This is a genomic window from Kribbella pratensis (assembly GCF_004366075.1).
GTDB classification, from domain to species: Bacteria; Actinomycetota; Actinomycetes; order Propionibacteriales; family Kribbellaceae; genus Kribbella; species Kribbella pratensis.
The window spans coordinates 186,816-206,625 of sequence record NZ_SODU01000004.1; the positions used below are offsets into that span (position 1 = coordinate 186,816).

Annotated in this window: 15 protein-coding genes; 6 read left to right on the forward strand and 9 right to left on the reverse strand. The window is 67.8% G+C overall.

Annotation, left to right across the window (positions count from 1 at the left end; genetic code table 11):
• Positions 1 to 40: 40 nt before the first annotated feature.
• A complete protein-coding gene (locus tag EV137_RS33350; RefSeq protein WP_134132120.1) occupies positions 41 to 1,402 on the reverse strand; it encodes an NAD-dependent succinate-semialdehyde dehydrogenase in 1,362 nt (453 codons plus the stop codon).
• 261 nt (positions 1,403 to 1,663) lie between these two features.
• On the opposite strand from EV137_RS33350, the gene EV137_RS33355 reads away from it, so the two are divergent.
• Positions 1,664 to 3,724 (forward strand): M6 family metalloprotease domain-containing protein, encoded by a 2,061-nt coding sequence (locus EV137_RS33355; protein WP_238175729.1) that lies wholly within the window; start codon positions 1,664 to 1,666, stop codon positions 3,722 to 3,724.
• 42 nt (positions 3,725 to 3,766) lie between these two features.
• Here EV137_RS33355 and EV137_RS33360 read toward each other — a convergent pair whose 3' ends face one another.
• Complete coding sequence (locus EV137_RS33360) at positions 3,767 to 4,390, reverse strand: histone deacetylase (protein WP_134132121.1); 624 nt, start codon at positions 4,388 to 4,390, stop codon at positions 3,767 to 3,769.
• Positions 4,391 to 4,596: 206 nt separating this feature from the next.
• Between EV137_RS33360 and EV137_RS33365 the strand changes: the two genes are divergently transcribed.
• From EV137_RS33365 to EV137_RS33375, 3 genes are all read left to right on the forward strand, one after another.
• The gene (locus EV137_RS33365; RefSeq protein WP_238175731.1) at positions 4,597 to 6,069 is read left to right on the forward strand and encodes an HNH endonuclease signature motif containing protein; all 1,473 of its coding nucleotides are present in this window, start codon (positions 4,597 to 4,599) and stop codon (positions 6,067 to 6,069) included.
• Between the two features lie 56 nt (positions 6,070 to 6,125).
• Positions 6,126 to 6,353, forward strand: a complete 228-nt coding sequence (locus EV137_RS33370) for a hypothetical protein (RefSeq protein ID WP_134132122.1) — start codon at positions 6,126 to 6,128, stop codon at positions 6,351 to 6,353.
• 409 nt (positions 6,354 to 6,762) lie between these two features.
• On the forward strand, positions 6,763 to 8,796 hold the full coding sequence (locus EV137_RS33375; protein WP_134132123.1) for a phosphocholine-specific phospholipase C: 2,034 nt from the start codon (positions 6,763 to 6,765) through the stop codon (positions 8,794 to 8,796).
• A gap of 22 nt (positions 8,797 to 8,818) precedes the next feature.
• On the opposite strand, the gene EV137_RS33380 is transcribed toward EV137_RS33375, so the two are convergent.
• From EV137_RS33380 to EV137_RS33405, 6 genes are all read right to left on the reverse strand, one after another.
• Entirely contained in the window at positions 8,819 to 9,706 is an 888-nt protein-coding gene (locus EV137_RS33380) for an ABC transporter ATP-binding protein (protein WP_134132124.1), read from the reverse strand.
• Positions 9,703 to 10,515 carry an ABC transporter ATP-binding protein gene (locus tag EV137_RS33385; RefSeq protein ID WP_134005487.1) on the reverse strand — a complete coding sequence of 271 codons (813 nt, stop codon included), beginning with the start codon at positions 10,513 to 10,515 and terminating at the stop codon, positions 9,703 to 9,705. The genes EV137_RS33380 and EV137_RS33385 overlap by 4 nt, the downstream gene beginning before the upstream one ends.
• Entirely contained in the window at positions 10,508 to 11,383 is an 876-nt protein-coding gene (locus EV137_RS33390; protein WP_238175732.1) for an ABC transporter permease, read from the reverse strand. The genes EV137_RS33385 and EV137_RS33390 overlap by 8 nt, the downstream gene beginning before the upstream one ends.
• Positions 11,384 to 11,388: 5 nt before the next feature.
• Positions 11,389 to 12,483: an ABC transporter permease gene (locus tag EV137_RS33395; RefSeq protein ID WP_134005491.1), complete on the reverse strand. Its 1,095-nt coding sequence runs from the start codon at positions 12,481 to 12,483 to the stop codon at positions 11,389 to 11,391.
• Positions 12,480 to 14,336, reverse strand: a complete 1,857-nt coding sequence (locus EV137_RS33400; RefSeq protein WP_134005493.1) for an ABC transporter substrate-binding protein — start codon at positions 14,334 to 14,336, stop codon at positions 12,480 to 12,482. Before EV137_RS33400 ends, EV137_RS33395 begins: the two co-directional genes overlap by 4 nt.
• Positions 14,337 to 14,585: 249 nt before the next feature.
• The gene (locus tag EV137_RS33405) at positions 14,586 to 17,555 is read right to left on the reverse strand and encodes a sacsin N-terminal ATP-binding-like domain-containing protein (RefSeq protein ID WP_134132125.1); all 2,970 of its coding nucleotides are present in this window, start codon (positions 17,553 to 17,555) and stop codon (positions 14,586 to 14,588) included.
• A 38-nt stretch (positions 17,556 to 17,593) separates the two neighbouring features.
• Between EV137_RS33405 and EV137_RS33410 the strand changes: the two genes are divergently transcribed.
• Together EV137_RS33410 and EV137_RS33415 are read left to right on the forward strand one after the other, a co-directional pair.
• Positions 17,594 to 18,388, forward strand: a complete 795-nt coding sequence (locus tag EV137_RS33410) for an SGNH/GDSL hydrolase family protein (protein WP_202871258.1) — start codon at positions 17,594 to 17,596, stop codon at positions 18,386 to 18,388.
• Positions 18,385 to 18,963 carry a GNAT family N-acetyltransferase gene (locus EV137_RS33415; RefSeq protein ID WP_134132126.1) on the forward strand — a complete coding sequence of 193 codons (579 nt, stop codon included), beginning with the start codon at positions 18,385 to 18,387 and terminating at the stop codon, positions 18,961 to 18,963. Before EV137_RS33410 ends, EV137_RS33415 begins: the two co-directional genes overlap by 4 nt.
• Here the strand turns inward: EV137_RS33415 and EV137_RS33420 are convergent.
• Positions 18,960 to 19,745, reverse strand: coding sequence for a GNAT family N-acetyltransferase (locus EV137_RS33420; RefSeq protein ID WP_134132127.1), 786 nt, complete (start codon positions 19,743 to 19,745; stop codon positions 18,960 to 18,962). The two genes, EV137_RS33415 and EV137_RS33420, sit on opposite strands and share 4 nt — an antisense overlap.
• Positions 19,746 to 19,810: the final 65 nt, after the last annotated feature.

The following is a 19,810-nucleotide window of genomic DNA, read 5'->3' on the forward strand; positions in this document are numbered from 1 at the left end:
CGTCGTACACCACCACCCGGAGCGCGCTGGCCGGTTCCTGTCACCCGAGCCGGATGGACTTCTTGTTCATGAATTCCTCGATGCCGGCCGGGCCGAGTTCGCGGCCGAGGCCGGAGCGTTTGATGCCACCGAACGGGAGGTCGGCCTGGGAACCGCCGGCGCGATTCAGGTACACCATGCCGGCGTCGATGCGGTCGGCGACGCGGCGGTTGCGGTCGGGGTCGGTGCCCCACACCGACGCGCCGAGGCCGAACGGGGTGTCGTTGGCGAGCCGGACCGCGTCGTCCTCATCCGCAGCTTCGAAGACGATCACGACCGGCCCGAAGATCTCTTCGTAGTACGCGTCCATCTCCGGCGTGACGTCGGTGAGGACGGTCGCCTCGAGGTACGCGCCGGGCGTGATGCGGCGACCGCCGGTCCGCAGGGTCGCACCTTGTTCGACCGCTTTCGCCACCTGGGCGGCGACCTCGTCCGCGGCGGCGGCCGAGGCGAGCGGCGGGAGCTTCGTCGCGGGGTCGGCCGGGTCGCCGGGGACGTAGTACTCCGCGACGCGTTTGGTCAGCCGGTCGACGTACTCGTCGTACAGGCCGGCCAGGACGATCATCCGCTTCGGGGCGTTGCAGGACTGGCCGCAGTTCCGCATCCGCGCGGTCGCGGTGGCGTTGACGGTCTCGTCCAGGTCGTCGGTGTCGAGGATGATCAGCGGGTCGGAGCCGCCGAGTTCGAGCACGGTCTTCTTCAGGTTCTTCCCGGCCTCGGCGGCGACAGCGATCCCGGCCTGCTCGCTGCCGGTCAGCGAGACGCCGGCGATCCGCGGGTCGGCGAGGATCGCGGGGATCTGCCGGCTCGACGCGTACGTGTTCACGTAGACGTCGTCCGGTACGCCGGCCGCGTGCAGGATCTCCTCGATCGCACGCGCCGACCGTGGGCAGATCGAGGCGTGCTTGAGCAGGATCGTGTTCCCGAGGACCAGGTTCGGCGCGACGAACCGGGCGACCTGGTAGCACGGGAAATTCCACGGCATGATCCCGAGCAACGCCCCGATCGGCCCTTTGGTGATGACGGCCTTCCCGTCCTTGAGGTCGATCGGCTCGTCCGCGAGCAACGCCGGCCCGTGCTCCGCGTAGTACCGGAAGATGTCGACCACGATCCCGACCTCGCCGCGGCCCTCGTTGACGCGCTTACCCATCTCGAGCGTCATGATCGCGGCCAGCTCGTCGGCCCGCTCCGCGAAGAGGTCCGCCGCCCGCGCCGCGATCGCGGCCCGCTCCCCCACGGTCCGCCGTCGCCAGTCCGGGTACGCCGCATGCACCCGCCCGATCGCCGCGCGCACCTCCTCCTCCGTCGAGTTCGCCACTTCCTCCACCAACACCCCACGCGCCGGATCGGTGACTGAGTACATCGGCAACCTCCATCCAAATCCAAGAACCGCCACCATACTGTATACAGCATCCCCCCAATCTACCGCCGGTCCAACTTTGGGCACCCACCAACCGTTTCGAGCGCCGCGGAATGGTTGGCAGGGGCCCAAAGACGGCTTGGGCAGCGCGCCGTGTGCGGTTGTGACATTTGCGTCTTGGGGGCATGCTCATGGCTTGCCCCGTTGTCCGCCTCTTTGATCGGATGCCCGCCCGTGTCTGAGCAACGGAAGTTTCGTCGTGTTGTGCGGCTGGTCGCAGTGCTGGCCGTTGTCTCGGTGCCGTCGATGGCGCTTGCCGCACCGAGCGCTCCCCCGGACCCTGTGAACGCCTGGCAGTACCCGCACTGGCCGCAGAAGCAGCCCTGGCAGGAGTCGGGGCCGGACACGCGGGTCGCGAAGACCCTGTCGAGCGGGCTGCCGGGCCCGATCGACCCGCAGAACTGGGAGAACCCCGACCACATGACGTGGGACGACTACGTCAAACCGCCCGGCACCAACTGGGCCGATCCCGCCGTGAAGGGTTCCGAGCGGACCTTCAAGGGCGCGCTCGTGCTGCTCGACTACCCGAACCAGGACTTCGTCATCACCAAGCCCAAGGGCTCGACGGCGTTCGGCAACCCGAGTGCCGCGGCGAACGGCGTACCGCGGGATCAGACCGCGCAGTTCTACAAGAACTTCCTGAACACCCCAGAGCCGCTGAACCATGGTCACACGTTGCACGAGTACTGGATGGAGGACTCCGGCGGCCGGTACGGCGTCGACCTCACCGCGTTCGGCCCGTACCGGATGCCGGGCAAGTCGCACGAGTACGCGATGGAGTTCCAGAGCGACGAGGACTGCCCGGCCGGTGACAACTGCTCGCGCAACATCCGCACCGACGGCCAGGCGGCCTGGGTCGCCGACCAGGGTCCCGACGTACCGGCCGGGTACGACTTCGTGTTCTTCCTCAGCGCCGGCCAGGACGAGTCGTCGACCTGGCAGGAGTTCGGGATGATGAAGTTCCCGACCAAGGAGGACGTCACCGAGGAGTTCGGTCCGCCGGATCCCGCACAGCGCAACTGGTCGGAGACCCGGTACGTCGACTGGACGTCGTGGGCGGCCGGCTCGTCGATCTGGCCGAACGCCGGCGGCGGCTCGTCCACCCAGGCGGAGAGCTCCGGGATGGCGGTGTTCGCGCACGAGTTCAGCCACATCCTCGGCATCGGCGACAACTACAACAACCCGTACGGCGTCCCGCCGAGGCGCGCGTACACCGGTATCTGGGAGATGCTCAGCCGGGGCAGCTTCAACGGCCCGGGCGGCCCGCACAGCCGCTGGATGATCCCGGCGACCGGCGGTGCGTCGATGGGCGCGCAACACATGCTGCGCAACAAGATCAAGCTGAAGATGGTCGACGAGCAGAACGTGCTCAGACTCTCCCGCGAGGCACTCGCGACCTCGGGTGTGGTGATCGCGAACGTCAAGGCACGCAGCGTGAACCCAGATGCCAAGGACCTGTCCGGGATCAACATCGAGCTCGGCGGCGCGGGCGATCTGGACGCGCCGTGCGATGCGACGAAGGATCCGCTCTGCGACGGCCGCGGGTACCAGAACTACACGGTCGAGGTCGTGGACCGGATGGGCACCGACTCGTTCACCCCCGATGCCGGCGTACTGCTCGCGAAGACCAAGAACCAGGACCGCGCGCCGTTCGAGTGGGTCGTCGACGCGAACCCGCAGGACATCAACCTGACCGACTACGTGCTGCCCGACGGCACGAAGGTCCCGATCACGATCGGCGACTACCGGCAGTTGTCCGACGCGCTGTTCCACGCCGGCACGAACTCCGGCAGCGAGTACGAGTACACCGACACCGCGAACCGCCTGCACTTCTACATCACGAACGTGCACCGCAACGCGAAGGGTGAGCTGTCGTACACGGTCGCGATCCGCTCCCTCGACGGCGCCGGCGCCCAGAAGCGCGGCGTACGGCTGCTGCCGACCGTCGCGAAGCCGGACCGCAACGGTGTCCAGACCTGCAACTTCAGCCTCACCAACACGGGCAAGGCCGGTACGTCGTCCACGCAGCCCGAGGACGTCACGCAGTACATCAAGGGTGACGTCTACCGCCTGTCCGCCAAGTCCGACGGCTGGCCGATCGCCCTGCCCAACGCACTCGCCACCGCGAACGCGGGCCAGCAGGTCACGGTCCCCGTCTACACCAAGGGCGGCACCGGCCCGCTCGCCAAGATCACCCTCACCGCAACCTCCGAAAGCGACCCGACCAAGTCATCAACCGCCACCTGCATCGCCGTCAAGCGCTGAGCCGCCAATCGCTCAGCCGTTAAGCGCTCAGCCGTTAAGCGCTCAGCCGTTAAGCGCTGACAGCAGCGCGCCGGGCGTCCAGCCGAGTTGGACGCCCGGCGCCGCGTGCAGGTACTCGACCACCTGCGCCAACTCCCAGCCGTGCGCCTCGGTCAGGCCGGTGGCGATCCAGCGAAGGTACGACGCTGTTGGCGCGGCCGGATCGATGTCGGCGACCGTCCCGTGGGTGACGGTGAACATCGGCAGGCCGTCAAGCTCCCCCAGTCGCACGACGGTCTCGTAGCGGCCGGAGCCGAGGGAGTGGATCTCGGCTACCTCCGGGAGGAGGGCTTCGAGCTCCAGCGCGTAAGCACCGCCCGGAGCGCGCCACATCTCCTGAGCCGCCACGTCCGCCAGCTGCTCCAGGCTGAGGAGGTAGGCACGGCCTGCGAGCTCGGTGGGTGCGGCCGCGTTGTAGAACGCCGAGCCACCGCCCCACACCTTCGACGCACCCGCGAACACCAGTCCGCCTGACACCGTGACTGCCGCGGTCCGCTGGGGCGGCGTCTGATCGCGGCAGCCCGGGTAGATCCGAGCGCCGCCACGCGGGCGGCCGCCGTACAGATAGCAACTGAAGCGTTCGAGGGCGAGATTGGACCCGTAGGCGACGTACCACACACGCTCCACGGAACCTCTGTCAACTCCTCCGGACTACAGGAACACTGATTGCTGTCGGCAACGAAAAATTGGACGCCGCCTTGTAACACTACCCGATCATCCTCCCACGTGTGCACGGACTTGCCATCCTGTGGATAACCTGGATTGCCGAATTCCCATGAAAACAAGGGCATTCGGCTTCGAAAACTGTCGGAGGGGCTGCCTACGCTGTGGGTATGGAGATTCTCGGGGAGCGACCGGTGTGGTCGATGAGCGGCGACGAGATGGTGTCGACTCTCGATGCCACGTACGCCGAGATCGCCCGCCTCGAAACCCTCGCGCTGCGGCTAACCGCCGGCCTCGAGACCATCGGCTACGCCAGGGACCTGGGCGCCGGCACCACCGCCCGATTCCTGACCTTCCGCTACCGCGTGGACGCCACCAAGGCCCGCCGCGACGTCTACCTGGCCAACGCTCTACCGAAGTACCCGGCCGTTGCGGCCGCCCTCCCCGACCCTGATCCTGAAGTCGAGGGTGGTGGAGTGCTGTTGCATCCGGCGCAGGCCGAGGCGATCGTGTCCGCGCTGGACAAACTGCCCGCCACGGTGCCGGTCGAAGATCTGGCTGTCGCCGAGCGGGAAATGGTGGAACTTGGCCGCACCCACGGTCCGCTCGACCTGCGCAAGGCCGGCGTACAGGTCCGCAACCGGCTCGACACCGACGGCCCCGAGCCCGCCGAACAGGAGGCGTACGACCGCGAGACGCTGAAGATGAGGACCGCCGACAACGGTGTCGCGTTCACCGGGTTCCTGGCCAGCGAGAACGCCGAACTGTTCCGCACGCTGATCCACACCTACGCCAAGCCGCACAAAACCATCGACGGCGCCCTCGACCCCCGCAGCCGCGACAAGCGCCAGGCCGACGCCCTCACCACCGTCCTGAACGCCGCCAGCAACACCGCCAGCAGCACCGCGACCAGCGGCGGTTCTGTCCCCGGACATGGCCAGAAGCCGCAGATCCTCGTCACGGTCGACTTCGACGACCTCAAGACAGCCGCCGCGAACTCGACCGGACGGCTGATCTATGGCGACGCCCTGTCCGCGGCCACCATCCGGCGTTTGGCCTGCGACGCCCAGATCCTCCCCGTCGTGCTCGGCTCGGACTCCCAGCCCCTCGACGTCGGCGCCACCGTCCGCCTCGCCACCGGCCCCATGCGCAAGGCCCTGATCGCCCGCGACAAGGGCTGCGTCTGCTGCGGCGCCCCGCCGATCTACTGCGACGCCCACCACGTCACCAGCTGGATCGACGGCGGAGAAACCAAACTCACCAACCTCGTTCTGCTCTGCAAACGCTGCCACCGCGACTTGCACGCCGGCCACTGGAACATCCAAATCACCGACGGCACAGTCGACGTCACCCGCCCCACTTGGGCCACCCCCGCCCCGATCCCCCGCGATCGATACCGCCCGCCAACAACCACATCCAGAACAAGCAGACCCGACGCGGCCGGGGCACCCGCGCGCGCCTGGCCGAGAGACACCGATCCACCCTGGATCACCCCCGAAGACGCCGCACGCCTCAACCCCTGGGGCGACGCGCACGACAGCGGCCGCCTGCTCGACCCTCGGAGTGCCCAGGGCCCGGAGCGCGAAGGCGACGCCAACACCGTCGAGGAGAGCGCAACGGACCCGTGGGGGCGAGATCCGTGATTCACCCGGCAACAACGCCGCGGCGTAGGGCGACGTACCCGCACAAGCATCAGGCCATGCCTCTGCTCGTGGATCCGGCCTGCCTCAGGGAACGCGCCAGGTTCAACCGGCTGAAGGTCCACCACTCCACCGGCAACACCGCGTCATGCCGGGTCGCCGAGGCTGGGGATCGGCGGCGTCGAGCCGTACGTGCTGAGTGCGGCCGCGCACCGGCTACCGGCTACCGGGTCGACGGGACGCTGCGACAGGCGATCAAGCCCGCCAACGGCTGGCAGAGTGTGTGAAGCCGTCCCGCCTGTCCCCCGCGTCATGGTCGGATGCGGACAGGAGGACATGTGGACGTACTGCAGTGGATTGGCCAACCGGTCATCGAGCGCGGAGTCATCGAGCGTCGGTTCCAGCTGGTGCGGGGCGTGGATGTCGTCCCGGGCATCTTGTGGTTGCCCGCGCGGCCTGAGCGGCCCCTTCCGCTCGTCCTCATGGGGCATGGTGGCAGCGGTCACAAGAGAACTCGAGTTGTTCGTAGGATTGCAAGATTCTGCGTATTGAATCTTGTAAGGGGACAACTTTGCGCGCTATGGTCCACGGCGGCGCTCGTTCATGGCTCGTACGCCGGTTGTTCGGGTTGATGTGCGCCTGATGAATCACTGGTGCTGAACACTCCAGCCGTCCCGCCCCACGAGGAGAGCTGTCATGCCAGACATCAATCGCCGTAGGTTCCTGCAGTTGGCCGGAGCGTCGGCTGCGTTCGCTGCGATGGCGAACAGCATCGAGCAGGCCGCCGCGATCCCCGCGCACCGCCGGTTCGGCAGTATCCAGGACGTCGAGCACATCGTCGTCCTGATGCAGGAGAACCGGTCGTTCGACCACTACTTCGGCAGTCTGAACGGCGTCCGCGGGTTCGGTGACCCGCGACCGGTCACCCTGCCGAGCGGCAAGCCGGTGTGGTACCAGAAGAGTGCCGCCGGGAAGGAGATCCTGCCGTTCCGGCCGGAGGCCGACAACCTCGGGATGCAGTTCATCCAGGACCTCGCGCACAGCTGGTCCGACGCGCACCTGGCGGTGAACAACGGCAAGTACGACCAGTGGATCCCGGCGAAGACGCCGACCACGATGGCGTACCTGACCCGCGAGGACATCCCGTTCCACTACGCGCTCGCGGACAAGTTCACGCTGTGCGACGCGTACCACTGCTCGTTCATGGGCTCCACAGACCCGAACCGCTACTACATGTGGACCGGCTACACGGGTAACGACGGCACCGGCGGCGGCCCGGTCCTCGGCAACGACGAGGCGGGCTACGGGTGGACGACGTACCCGGAACGGCTCGAGGAGGCCGGTGTCTCGTGGAAGATCTACCAGGACATCGGTGACGGCCTGGACGGCGACCACGGGTGGGGCTGGATCGACGACGCGTACCGCGGGAACTACGGCGACAACTCGCTGCTCTACTTCAACAAGTACCGCACCGCGCAGCCAGGCAACCCGTTGTACGACAAGGCCCGCACCGGCACGAACGCGAAAGCCGGCGAGAGCCTGTTCGCGCAGCTCGCCGCCGATGTGACGAACAACCGCCTGCCGAAGATCTCCTGGATCGCGGCGCCCGAGGCGTTCACCGAGCACCCGAACTGGCCGGCCAACTACGGCGCCTGGTACATCTCCCAGGTCCTGGACGCGCTCACCGCGAACCCCGAAGTGTGGAGCAAGACCGCTCTGTTCATCACGTACGACGAGAACGACGGCTTCTTCGACCACGTCGTACCGCCGTACCCGCCGATGGATGCCAATCAGGGCCTGTCCACGGTCGACCCGGGCCCCGATCTGTACACCGGGTCGAAGGCCGCGCATGGCGCCTACGGTCTCGGCCAGCGGGTGCCGATGCTGGTGGTGTCGCCGTGGAGCACCGGCGGCTACACCTGCTCCGAGGTGTTCGACCACACGTCGATCATCCGGTTCATGGAGTCCCGTTTCGGCGTCCACGAACCGAACATCTCGCCGTGGCGCCGGGCGATCTGCGGCGACCTGACGTCGGCATTCGACTTCGGTACGGCGGCGACGCAGCCGGCGACCCTCCCCGACACCAGCGCGTACGAGCCGCCGGACAACAAACGGCACCCGGACTACGTGCCGACGCCGCCCGCGGTCGGCAAGGTCCCGGCGCAGGAACGCGGCCGCCGACGTACCCGGCCGTTGCCCTACGCACCGGTCGTCGACGGGGCCGTTGCCGACAGCAAGTACAGGCTGACGTTCAGCTCCGGGGCGCGGGCGGGCGCGCAGTTCCTGGTCACCTCGGCGAACCGTTCCGACGGCCCGTGGACGTATACCACCGAGGCCGGCAAGACCGTCGCCGACAGCTGGAACCCGATCTACTCGGCCGGCGTCACCGACCTCACCGTCCACGGCCCGAACGGCTTCCTCCGCACCTTCAAGGGCAAGCCCGCCACCGGCCTGGAACTCACCACCCGCGAGAACGCCGCCACCGGCAACGTCGTACTCACCTTCATCTCCGACGCCGCCCGCCGCATCACGATCACCAACACGTACGCCGGCACTGCCCAGAATCTCGACCTACCCAAGGGCACCACCACCCGGACCATCACCACCACGAACGGCTGGTACGACGTCTCGATCACCACCGCCACCGACACGACCTACCTCCGCCGCCTGGCCGGCCACGTAGAAACCGGCACCCCCAGCCTCAGCGACCCCGCCATCAAGACCGTTTGACGGCCGGAGCCGGAGCCCCGATCTAGAGGATCGGGGCTTCCGGCTTGGTGTCGGCGGCGGGGTTTGCGTCGTCGACGCGTTCCAGTTCGTCGACGGCGATGCGGCTGGTCCAGCGTTGGTCGGGGTCGGGTTGCGGGATGGAGTCGAGGAGCAGCTTGGTGTACGGGTGGGAGGGCTCGTGCATCACCGTGGAGACCGGGCCGCGTTCGACGATCTGGCCCTTGGTGATGACCATCACCTCGCCGCCGAGGTAGTAGACCGTGGACAGGTCGTGGGTGATGAACAGCGTCGTCATCCCGTGCTTGGTCTGGAAGTCGAGCAGGATGTCCAGGAAGTGCTTGCGCACCTGGGCGTCCAGCATCGACACCGGCTCGTCCGCGATGATGAACGACGGGCGCAGCATGTGGACCCGGGCGAGCATGATGCGTTGCCGCTGACCGCCGGACAGCTGGTGCGGGTACCGCCCGAGCACGTTCTCCGGCTCGAGACGGACGGCGCGCAGCGACTCCTCGATCAGCTCGAGTCCCTTGGCGCGGGTGTCCGCGAGCTTGAACTTCTTCAGGGCCTTCCAGAGCACGCGATCGACCCGGTAGAACGGGTTGAAGATCGCGTACGGGTCCTGGAACACGGGTTGTACGTCGCGCCGGTACTCGTCGTACTCGGCCCGGCTCAGCTTGAAGATGTCCTTGCCGCCGTACAGCACCGACCCGGCCGTGGGCTTCTGCAGGCCGAGGACGTTGCGGGCGATCGTGCTCTTCCCGCTGCCGCTCTGGCCGACCAGGCTGACGATCTGCGGCGGCGAGGCGGCCAGGCTGAAGCTCACGTCGTCCACCGCGGTGATGTAGCCGTCGGCGACGCCACGGGCATGGAACCGTTGCTGCACGCCACGGAGTTCGAGCTCCGACTTCATGATGCCCTCCGTCCGAGCTTCGGGATCGACTCGATCAGCTGCCGGGTGTAGGCGTCCTGTGGGTCCTTGAAGACCTGCCGTACGTCGCCGACCTCGACCAACTGTCCCTCGTACATCACCGCGACCCGGTCCGCGAGCTGTGCGTGCACGCCCATGTCGTGCGAGATCACCATCAGGGTCACGCCGAAGTCGGTACGCAGATCCGCGAGCGACTGCAGGATCACCCGCTGGATCGTCACGTCCAGCGCCGTGGTCGGCTCGTCCGCGATCACCAGGTCGGGTTCGAGCGCGACCGCGATCGCCATCAGCACCCGTTGCTTCATCCCACCGGACAGCTCGTGCGGGTACATCCGGGCCACCCGCGGCTCGAGACCGACCTGTGCGAGCAGCCGCGGGATCATGTCCGACACCGCTTCCTTGCGGTCCGGCGCGTGCTCGACGATCACGTCCTTGAACTGGTCGTGCACCCGCATCACCGGGTTCAGCGAGCTCATCGAACCCTGCGGGAGATACGAGAGAGCACTCCACCGCAGTACCCGAAGCTCCTCGCCATGGACCTTCAGCAGGTCCACCGGCGAACGGCCGGCCGGGTGGAACATCACCGAGCCGCCGGTCACCTTGCCCGGCGCCTTCAGGAGCCGGAGCAGTGCGACCGCGAGCGTGCTCTTCCCGCTGCCCGACTCCCCCGCGATCCCGAGGATCTCACCGCGGCGTACGTCGAGATCGATCCCGCGGACCGCCTTCACGTCGCCGCGGTTGGTGGAGTAGACGACCTCGAGCCCCTTGATCTCCAAGACGGAGTCACTCACCTGCCACTCCCCTCAGCCGCGGGTTGTAAACCTCTTCCAACCCGATGTTCACCATGTTGAGCGCCGCGAACAGCAGCGTCAGCAGCACGATCGGGACCACGAACATCGGCCACGCCCCGAGTGTCAGCGCGCCGGTGGTGATGGCGTTGTAGATGATCTGGCCGAGGTCGACGACACCGCCCGGCCCGAGCCCGATCACCTCCAGGCCGACCAGTCCGAAGATCGCGCCGAGCGCCGAGGACGCGAACCCGACGCCGATGAACGGCAGCAGGTTCGGCAGCAGCTCGGTGACGATGATCTCCAGGTCGCGGGCCTTGCTCACCCGCGCCAGGTCGACGTACGGCCTGGTCCGCAGGCTGAGCACCTGGGAACGGATGGTCTTGGCCGCGAACGGCCACGAGAAGATCGAGATCATCACGCCGACCTGGAACAGACTCACGTTCTTCGCGTACGCCGACAGCGCGATCAGCAACGGGAACGTCGGGATTACCAGCAGGATCCCGGTGAACGTCGACAAGATGCCGTCGATCCAGCCGCCCTTGTAACCGGCCACGAACGCCACGATCACACCTGCGACGGTGGAGATGATGCCCGCGATCGCCCCAATCTGGAGCGAGACCGACAGCGCCTTCATCACCATCGCGAACACGTCCCGGCCGAACTGGTCGGTGCCCAGCAGATGCCCGGGTCCGGGCACCAGCCACTTCTCGTACGCCGCCACCTCGATCGGATCCTTGCCGCCCCCGATCGCGTTCACGATCACCGGGCTGAACAGCGCCAGCAGCACCATAACTCCGAGGATGATCAGCCCGGCCGCCAGTCGCCGGCTGTTCCGGATCGTCCGCAGCACCGCGGTCAGAATTCTCATCGTCATCACTTCCAGTACTTGACCCGCGGGTCAAGCAGCGGGAGCAGGAGGTCGAGCAGGAGTACGGCGGTCAGCACCGAGAAGATCGCGATATCGGTGACGCCGAGGATCGTGTTGAAGTCGAGTTGCTGGATCGCGGTGACCAGCGTGGTCCCGAGACCCGGGTAGTTGAACAGCTGCTCGACCAGCACGTTGCCGTTGAAGATGAAGCCGAGCGAGATGCCGAACGCGGTGATCTGCGGCAGGTAGCAGTTCCGCAGCGCGTACCGGGTCAGGATCCGCCAGCCCTTCAGGCCTTTCGCCTCGGCGTACACCAGGTAGTCCTCGCCGAGGACCGGGACCATCAGCATCCGGGTGGACAGGATCCAGCTGAACGTCCCGATGATCACGATCGACAACCCCGGCAGCAGCCCGTACTTGAGCACGCTGCCGATGAACTCCAGCGAGATCCCCGGACTGATGTTGGAGTCGTACGCCGATCTCGCAGGCAGCACGCCCATCGAGTAGGCGAAGATGTACACCAGGATCAGCGCGACGAAGAAGTACGGAACGTGGGAGAGCGCGATCGACAGGTTGGTCGCGATCGCGGATCCGAGTTTCCCGCGCCGCCAGCCCGCGATCGCCCCGAGGAGCACGCCGAGGACCCAGGCCAGCACCGCGGAGATCCCGAGCAGACCGATTGTCCAGGGCAACGATCTGAGGATCACGTCCTGGGCGGGCGTCGGGTAGTTGATGAGGCTCGGCCCGAGATCACCGTGCAGAACGAGTTTCTCCATGTACTTCAGGTACTGGGAGAACATGTTCCCGGTGAGGCCGAACTCCTGCTGGTAGCGGGCGATGAGCTCGGTGCTCGCCTGCTGGTTGTACATGTAGTTCTGCTGCAGCGTCTGGATCAGGGTCTGGACCGGGTCGCCCGGGATCAGACGGAAGAAGAAGAACGCGATGGTGAGCGCTCCCCAGAGCTCCACGAAGTAGAGCCCGACCCTTCGGATCGCGTACGCCGCCAGCGGATGCCGCGACAGCCAGGCCCGCACCCCCGAAGGCGGCGCGGAGTCCTGGCTCTTGTCGACAGCTACCACCGGCGGGGCCTCCGCCGTCACGCCGGTCCCTTCTGGCCGGTGGCCGAGATCTTGCCGAGCACCAGGATGAAGTGCGGCCACCAGTTCAACGGCACCTCGTACAGGTTGTCGTCGGTCGGCCAGTCCTTCCAGAAGGCGGTGTTGAAGAACTGCGGGTACCCGGTCTGGATCACCGGCAGCAGCGGCAGCTTCTGGAAGTAGATCTCCAGCGCCTGCTTGAGCAGCGGCTTCGCCTCCTCGCTGTCCGGGTCCATCCCGGACAGCTTCTGGGAGATCTCGTCGAACGCCGGGTCCTTGAAGCGCATCTTGTTCTTCCCGGCGGCGTTCTTGCCGATCGGCTGTGCCTTGCTGCTCTCCCAGTCGGTGTACAGCTGCTCGGGGTCGATGGCGAACCCGGCCCAGCTCGAGTCGATGTCGTACTCGCCGCGCTGGAACTTCTCGTCGTGCACGCTGCCGGACAGGCTGCGCAACGTGCAGGGCACCCCGACCTTGGCGAGGTCGGTCTTCAGCACGTTCGCGATCGCGTACTCGGCCTTGTCGACCTGCGCGGGCGTGATGATCTCGAGGTTGATCTCCTTGCCCTTGTAGGTGCGCTTGCCGGCCGCGTTCTTCGGAGCGATCTCGTCGAGCAGCTGAGTTGCCTTCTCGAGGCTGTACTCGAACTTGTACTTGTCGGCGAGCTCGTCGTCCTTCCACTTGTCGTTGGTCGGATAGTCGGCCCACGGGTAGATCGCGGGCGGCACCTTGACGTCCCAGACCGACGTACCGATCTTCTCCCGGTCGAGGCAGTAGTTGATCGCCCAGCGCATCTTCTCCTCGGCCATCACGCCCCGGGCCGGGTCGCAGTTCAGCCACATCACCCGTGGGTTCGGGTCGTGGAACTGCGTCGTGACCAGGTTCGGGTAGCCGGTGTTGGCCAGCTGCGTGGCGTGCTGCGTGTCGATCGAGCCGACGTCGAACTCGGCGCGCTCGAACGCCAGCGACGCCTGGTCGAGCTGCTTCGAGGTGCTCTGGAAGATCACGTACTGCGGCTTGACGTCGAGCTTGTCCTTGTTCCAGTAGTTCGGGTCCTTCTCCCAGACGAACATCTTCTGGTTCCGGATCGCCTGCTTCAGCTTGTACGGACCCGAGCGGACCGGCGGGTTGTCCTTGTACTTGGTCAGGTCCTGCGACTTCCAGATGTGCTCGGGCATGATGTTGTTCGGCGCGCCCGCGATCGCGGCGATGAAGTTGTAGTGGAACCGCGGCGTCGGCTTCAGGAACTTGACCACCGCGGTCTGCGGATCCGGCACCTCGACGGTCTTGACGAACTCCTTCAGGTCGCCGCCGCCGCCGAACAGGTCGGGGCGGTCCTTGAGGGCCATGACGGTGAACCTGAAGTCGTTCGCACCCAGCGGCTTCCCGTCGTTCCAGTGCGCCTTCGGGTCGAACTTCAGGGTCAGCTCGGTGTGGTCGTCGTTGTACTTGTACTCGGTCGCCAGCCACGGCGTGAGCTTGCCGGTGGCGAAACTGAGGAAGAACAGCGGCTCGGTCGCCAGCTCCACACCGGCACCGCCCGGTGATCCGTTCGGGATCATCCCGTTGAAGCTGTCGAAGACGGTGTACTCGACCTGGCCGACGATCACCGTCTGGTCCCGCGGGACCGGGATGTTGGCCTTGCCGATCTGGATGGACTTGGTGGCCACCGGCTTGTTGCTGTTGGCCGGCTTGTCGGAGTAGGAGCCACCGCCGGAACAGGCGGCCAGGAAGGCGGTCAGTGCCGCGGCGCCTCCTCCGATCATGCTCCGCCGGGTCAGCTGGTACCGGACGACGTCTTCGACATCTTCGTACTGCTCTTGCGGGCGCGGGCCATCGCTGTGGGACTCCGTGTTCATGACGAAGGTCACCTCCGTTTGCATTGCGTGGACTGGCGGATCACGGACCGAGAGGTGCCACGGACTATAAGTAGCGTTGACAACGTTGACAAGAGTTCGTTGCCACGTTGAAGTGAAGACGTCATATCTGCAGCTCAGTGGATATACCAACCTTTGACAACGTTGCTCGCTCTGCGTGACTCCCGTAGGCGGAAACGCTTCCAAGCGCAGTTACGCGGCGTGTACTTTCCGGCCCGCGGCCAGTTCCGGTCAGTCGTAGACGGCGTCGACCAGAAGTTCCACGGAACGGTCCGGTTCGTTGAGAACCGCGCGGATCACGTGCCGCTGGTCCCATCGCCCGGCGGCCCACGCGAGGGCCTTCGCCAGCCCGTCGAACGTCGCCGCGTGCGGTGCACCCTCGGCGTCGACCCACCACGAGACCTCGACACCGTCGACGGTGAGCTCCTCGTGCTCCCACCACGCCGCCGGGACCTCGGGCACGAGTTCGCGGACGATCTCCGGCACGTCGGCCGCCGTACCCTCGCCGTCGATTTTGCCCTCGGCAACTTCTTGGGCGAGCGGTACGTCGAACAGGTCGCTGAGCCCGTCCGCCGCGGCACCGGATCCGATCACGAACCCGCCGAGGTCCTCGCGCTGCACCCACATCGGCCCGTCGACCACGACCGCGCCATCCGCGTCGGTGACTCGGGTCCCGCCGCCGTCGGCGTCCAGTACGCGGACGTGCGCCGGCGCGGCGCCTGGGAACAGCGCGAGCGTCCCGAGCCGGTTCCACAGCCGCAGGATCGATGCTTCGTCGACGTCGCGCTCGGGGTCGGCCAGCCGGTCGAGCACGAGTCCGAGGCCGTCCGCATCGAGGTCGCCGACGTCGCGGACCAGCCCGACCGCCGTACGGACCTCGGGATCGAGGCCCGCCGTCCAGGCGGGCGCCTCGTCGAGGAAGGTTGCGAGCACCGGTTCGGCGTCGGGATCCGCGCGTCCGGCGAGCGGTTCGCCGTCGTCGAGCAGGACGTGCTCACGGATCCACCAGGCGGCGTACGACGGTACGCCGAGCGGCCGGTCGTCCGGGCCGACGACGCGGACCTGGGTGACGAGCGCGCGACGCAACTCGGGGTCGGATCCGAGGAGCTGCAGAACTTTCGGCCAGCTGTCGTCGGTGATCCAGTCGAGGTCGCGGATCGCTTCGAGCTCGCCGACTCCTGCCCCGTACCGGGATCCGTCGGGCGCGACGTCGTACGCCCAGTCCTCGATCCCGTCGAGGTCCTGGAGGGCTTCGGGCAGGCGGTCCAGGGCGACGTCGGATGCGGCGACGACCCCGAGCGAGGCGAGGACGCCGACGGCCTCCAGTGCGGGCAAGCCGTAACGGTCGAGGACGTCGCCGGCGATGGGCGCGACCTCGTCGGCGTCGAGCACTGCTTGCGCGTCGGAACCGGCGACGACCAGGGCGTTCGCGGGAACGAGTTCGCCGTCCGCGTCGCGTAGTACGAGATCGGAGAGCCACCACAGGCCGTCCGCCTGCGTCGGGTCGGCGGCGACCATGCTGAGGACAGCGTGCGCGATCGCGTCCGGGTCGTCGGCTTCCGCGGAATGCTCGACAGCAGCACGAACGGCGCCGTCTTCGAGGAGCGAGCGGGGAGTGGCGGTGATCGCGCCGAGGCGTTCGAGGACGGGGTCGACGGCATCCGGGTGTACGACGCGTACGCCGTACTCACCGAACGCGGCGAGCGTGTCGACCGGGATCTCGGGTCCGGGCAGGAGCAGACCGCGAGCACCGCGGACGAGCCGGCCGTCCGCGAGCGGGACCGGGAGGGTGCCGAGGGATTCGCGGATCAGTGGGTCGGTGACCATGGTCGAGAGCGCGGCGTAGAGCGTGCGCCACCAGCCGGGCGGTTCCTCTCCCCCGAGCTGATCCACCACCTCGGCCAGTTCGATGCGTCGTACCTGCAGGGCGTCAAGGGCGAGGCGGTCCTCGCGGCGGGCGTGAATCAGGCCTGGTACGAGCGGCGCCAGCACCTCGTTGAACGCTTCGTCGGCACCGTCCACGACGACTGCCTCGCTCGGTCGTAGGAGGGTGCCGTCGACTGCGGGGAGGACGGGGATGCCTGGTAGTACGCGGAGAATCTCGTCGCGGAGCATGCGATCCAGTGCTCCCGCCGGCAGGCCGGTCGGGACCAGGGGCAGTACGTCGTCTCCGGTGTCGGCTCGTTGGCGGAGGAGTTCGGCGTACGACGTCGCCGCTTCCTGGACGAGCCGATCCGTCAGCGGGCCCTTTGCCACGTGACGCCGGGTGGAGTCGAGCGGGAAGGTTGCCAGGAGCAACGCTGGGAGGGAGAACGGTTCGTCGGTGGGGGTGGGTGCGTGGACCACACGCGGTAGTTCGGTGAGAGGCCTGCGGGGCAGGGCCCAGACGACTGACCAGGTGGGGCGGGTGCGTTCTTCGGTGGGGCGGTCGGCGAGGAGGTGCTCGCGTTCGGCGGTGGTGAAGGTGCCGGCGGCGCGGTGGATGTGCCAGCGGTCGGCCGCGTTCTCCAGGATCCGATGGGTGTCGTCGGTTTCGATCTCGATGCGTTCGAGGCCTGGGAGCGCCAGGAGGAGCGGGTCGTCGGCTTCGGTGAGCACGCGGCGAACGAGGTCGGCGGCCGCCTCGTCGCGGAGCGGGAGGATGACCGCGGTGTCGTAGCCGGCGGGCGGCTCGCCTTCGGTCGCGAACGGGAGTCGCAGGACAGGCACCTGCCCGTCGCGACGCCGCAGCTCGGTGTCCAGCGCCGCGTTCCCGAGGTCGGCGATGGCCGACGCGGTGTCAGCCTTCGAGAACCGCACACCCCCGGTCCGCGACAACACCACCGGCTCATCCGTCACCGCGAGCACAGCGGAGAACCCGACCCCGAACCGTCCCACCGAGGAACCGGCCTGTTCCACGCGTTTGGCTGAGGCGCGGAGGGTGGCGAGGGACTCCACGCCCGCTGCGTCCAGAGGTGTGCCGGTGTTGGCTACTACGAGAGTGTTGGCGCGGAACTCGTACAGGACGCGGCCCGGGACGCCGGCGCGGGTGGCTGCGTCGGCGGCGTTCTGGGCGAGCTCGATCACCAGCCGGTCGACGTACCCGCCAAGGGCGAGTTCCTCCTCGGCGTTCGCGTCCTCCCGGAACCGAACGGGCGCCGCCGCCCACCCGGCCAGCACCCGTTCACGGATCCCCCTGGCTCCGAACACATCCTCAGTCACCGAGGCACCGTACCTCCCAGGTCATCTATCGTGGTGCGGTGATCGCTTCCGGCAGTCGGTACGTCGCACTCGGCAGCTCGTTCGCGGCCGGGCCGGGGATCCGCCCGATCGTGCACCCGCCCGCGGGCCGCTCGGGCAACAACTACGCGCACCTCGTCGCGGCCGAGCTCGGCCTCGACCTGGTCGACGTCTCGTACTCCGGCGCGACCACCGCGCACGTGCTCGACACCCCGCAGGACGAGGCGCCGCCGCAGCTCGACGCGCTCACGCCGGAGACCGCTCTGCTGACGATCACGGTCGGCGGCAACGACCTCGAGTACGTCGGAGCGTTCCTCCGCGGGAGTTTCCTGAACACCGTCGCGAAACCGGCGACGATCCTCGGCCGCCGGGTGGCGAACCGGATCCGCGCGCGGGTCAGCTACCTCAAGGACGACGCGGCGTACCAGACGGTCACGGACTCGCTGACCACGGTGGTCGAGAGGGCAAGAGAGCGCTCCCCGGAGGCGCGCATCCTGCTGGTCGACTACCTGAGTCTGGTCGGACCGGCGACCCGGCCGCGCCTCGACGTACCGCTCAACGAGGAACAGCTGCCGAGCATCGCGCTGATGGCCGACGGTCTCGCGGCTGCGTTCGCGAAGGCAGCGGCCGCGTCCGGGGCCGAGCTGGTCGCCGCGTCGGCGGCGAGCCGGGACCACGCGATCGGATCGGCCGAGCCGTGGACGACCGGGTTCACGCTGCGGCCGTCCTATCTGGGCGGCCACGTCTCGTACCACCCGAACGCGGCCGGTATGCGCGCCGTCGCCGACCTGGTTCTCGAGACGCTCCGCACATGAAGGTGCGCGAGGCAACCATCTCGGACGTCGACGACGCCGTCACCACCCTGACCCGCGCGTTGGCCGACTACCCGATGACCCGAGCGTGCTTCGACCCGGACGGCTACCTCGATCGACTCACGGCGTACCACCGCTTGTTCCTCAGCGGCGTCGGGCTGCCACACGGCCGCGTCTGGGTCACCGACGATGTGAGCGCGGTGGCCGTCTGGCTCCCACCCGATCTGCCGGCCGACGCGTTCGCGCCGCACACGGCCGCGTTTCAGGAGATCGCCGGATCCCGGTGGCCGTTGACGGCGGAGTACGGCCAGGCGATCGCGCTCTTCCATCCTCGCGACCCTGCCTGGCTCCTCGCTCTCGCCGCCGTCGACCCGGACCACCAGCGCCAGGGGCTCGGCCGCGCGGTCATCGCCCCCGGTCTCGCAACCGCGGATGCCGCACACTCCCCCGCCTTCGTGGAAACCCAGGACCCGGCGAACGTCAGCTTCTACGAGGCACTGGGCTTCACCGTCATCGCCGAACTGGAACTCCCCCACAACGGCCCCATGCACTACGCCCTGTACCGAGCCCCACGTTAAGCCGGGGTGTGGACGTACGGCGTGGTGGTGGTGACTGCGAGGAAGCCGAGGCGCTGGAGGATCGGGGAGCTGTCGTCGGACGCGTCGACGTGCAGGTACTTGTAGCCGAGCTCGACCGCCCGCGCCGCGCGGACCGCGACCAGCGCCTTGTAGATGCCCTTGCCGCGCCACTCGGCGAGCGTCGAACCGCCCCACAGACCGGTGAACTCGGTGCCCTTCTTGTACACCGCCCACGCGGCGGAGACCACCTGGCCGTCGGCCTCGGCGACGAAGACGTCGGTGCCTCCGGCGTGCCGGCGTACCAGGTCGTCGGTCAGCCAGGACCAGTCCTCGCCCCAGACCGTCGACTCCATCGCGGCGATGCGTTCGAAGTCCGCGCGCTCGCCGACCAGCCGGATCGTGATGCCGTCGACCACGTCGCGGCCCTGCAGGCGCTCCGCGATGGCGGCGCTCTCGGCGACGAGTACGGTCTCCTGCTCCTCGGGCTCGAACCCGGCGGCCCTCAGCCGGTCCGGGAGGTCGGCGGGCAGGTCGTGTCCGCGCAGCTTCCACTCGACGGCCTGTCCCTTGGCCGCGAAGTAGTCGCGCTGCCGGGCGATCAGGGCGTCGATCTCCGCGCCGTCGAGACCATCGAGAGAGCGGTAGCTCACGAAGCCGCGGCTCGGGTACTCGACCCGGATCACCGGCCCGTCGGTGCTCGTCGGCACGTCCGCGGTCTCACTGCTCCCCCGCAGCTGGTCGTCGTACGCCGCGAGCAGGTCTTTCTTCAAGGCATCAGTCACGGGAGGACTCTGGCACGAGTCACCCAGATTCGCCTCACATTTCGTCGTACTGAAAGCTTCCGCAC

Coding starts and splice junctions, on each gene's coding strand:
- EV137_RS33350 (WP_134132120.1), bottom strand. CDS start 1,402: ATGTACTCAGTCACCGATCCGGCGCGTGGGGTGTTGGTGGAGGAAGTG.
- EV137_RS33365 (WP_238175731.1), top strand. CDS start 4,597: ATGGAGATTCTCGGGGAGCGACCGGTGTGGTCGATGAGCGGCGACGAG.
- EV137_RS33370 (WP_134132122.1), top strand. CDS start 6,126: ATGCCTCTGCTCGTGGATCCGGCCTGCCTCAGGGAACGCGCCAGGTTC.
- EV137_RS33375 (WP_134132123.1), top strand. CDS start 6,763: ATGCCAGACATCAATCGCCGTAGGTTCCTGCAGTTGGCCGGAGCGTCG.
- EV137_RS33380 (WP_134132124.1), bottom strand. CDS start 9,706: ATGAAGTCGGAGCTCGAACTCCGTGGCGTGCAGCAACGGTTCCATGCC.
- EV137_RS33390 (WP_238175732.1), bottom strand. CDS start 11,383: ATGAGAATTCTGACCGCGGTGCTGCGGACGATCCGGAACAGCCGGCGA.
- EV137_RS33400 (WP_134005493.1), bottom strand. CDS start 14,336: ATGAACACGGAGTCCCACAGCGATGGCCCGCGCCCGCAAGAGCAGTAC.
- EV137_RS33415 (WP_134132126.1), top strand. CDS start 18,385: ATGAAGGTGCGCGAGGCAACCATCTCGGACGTCGACGACGCCGTCACC.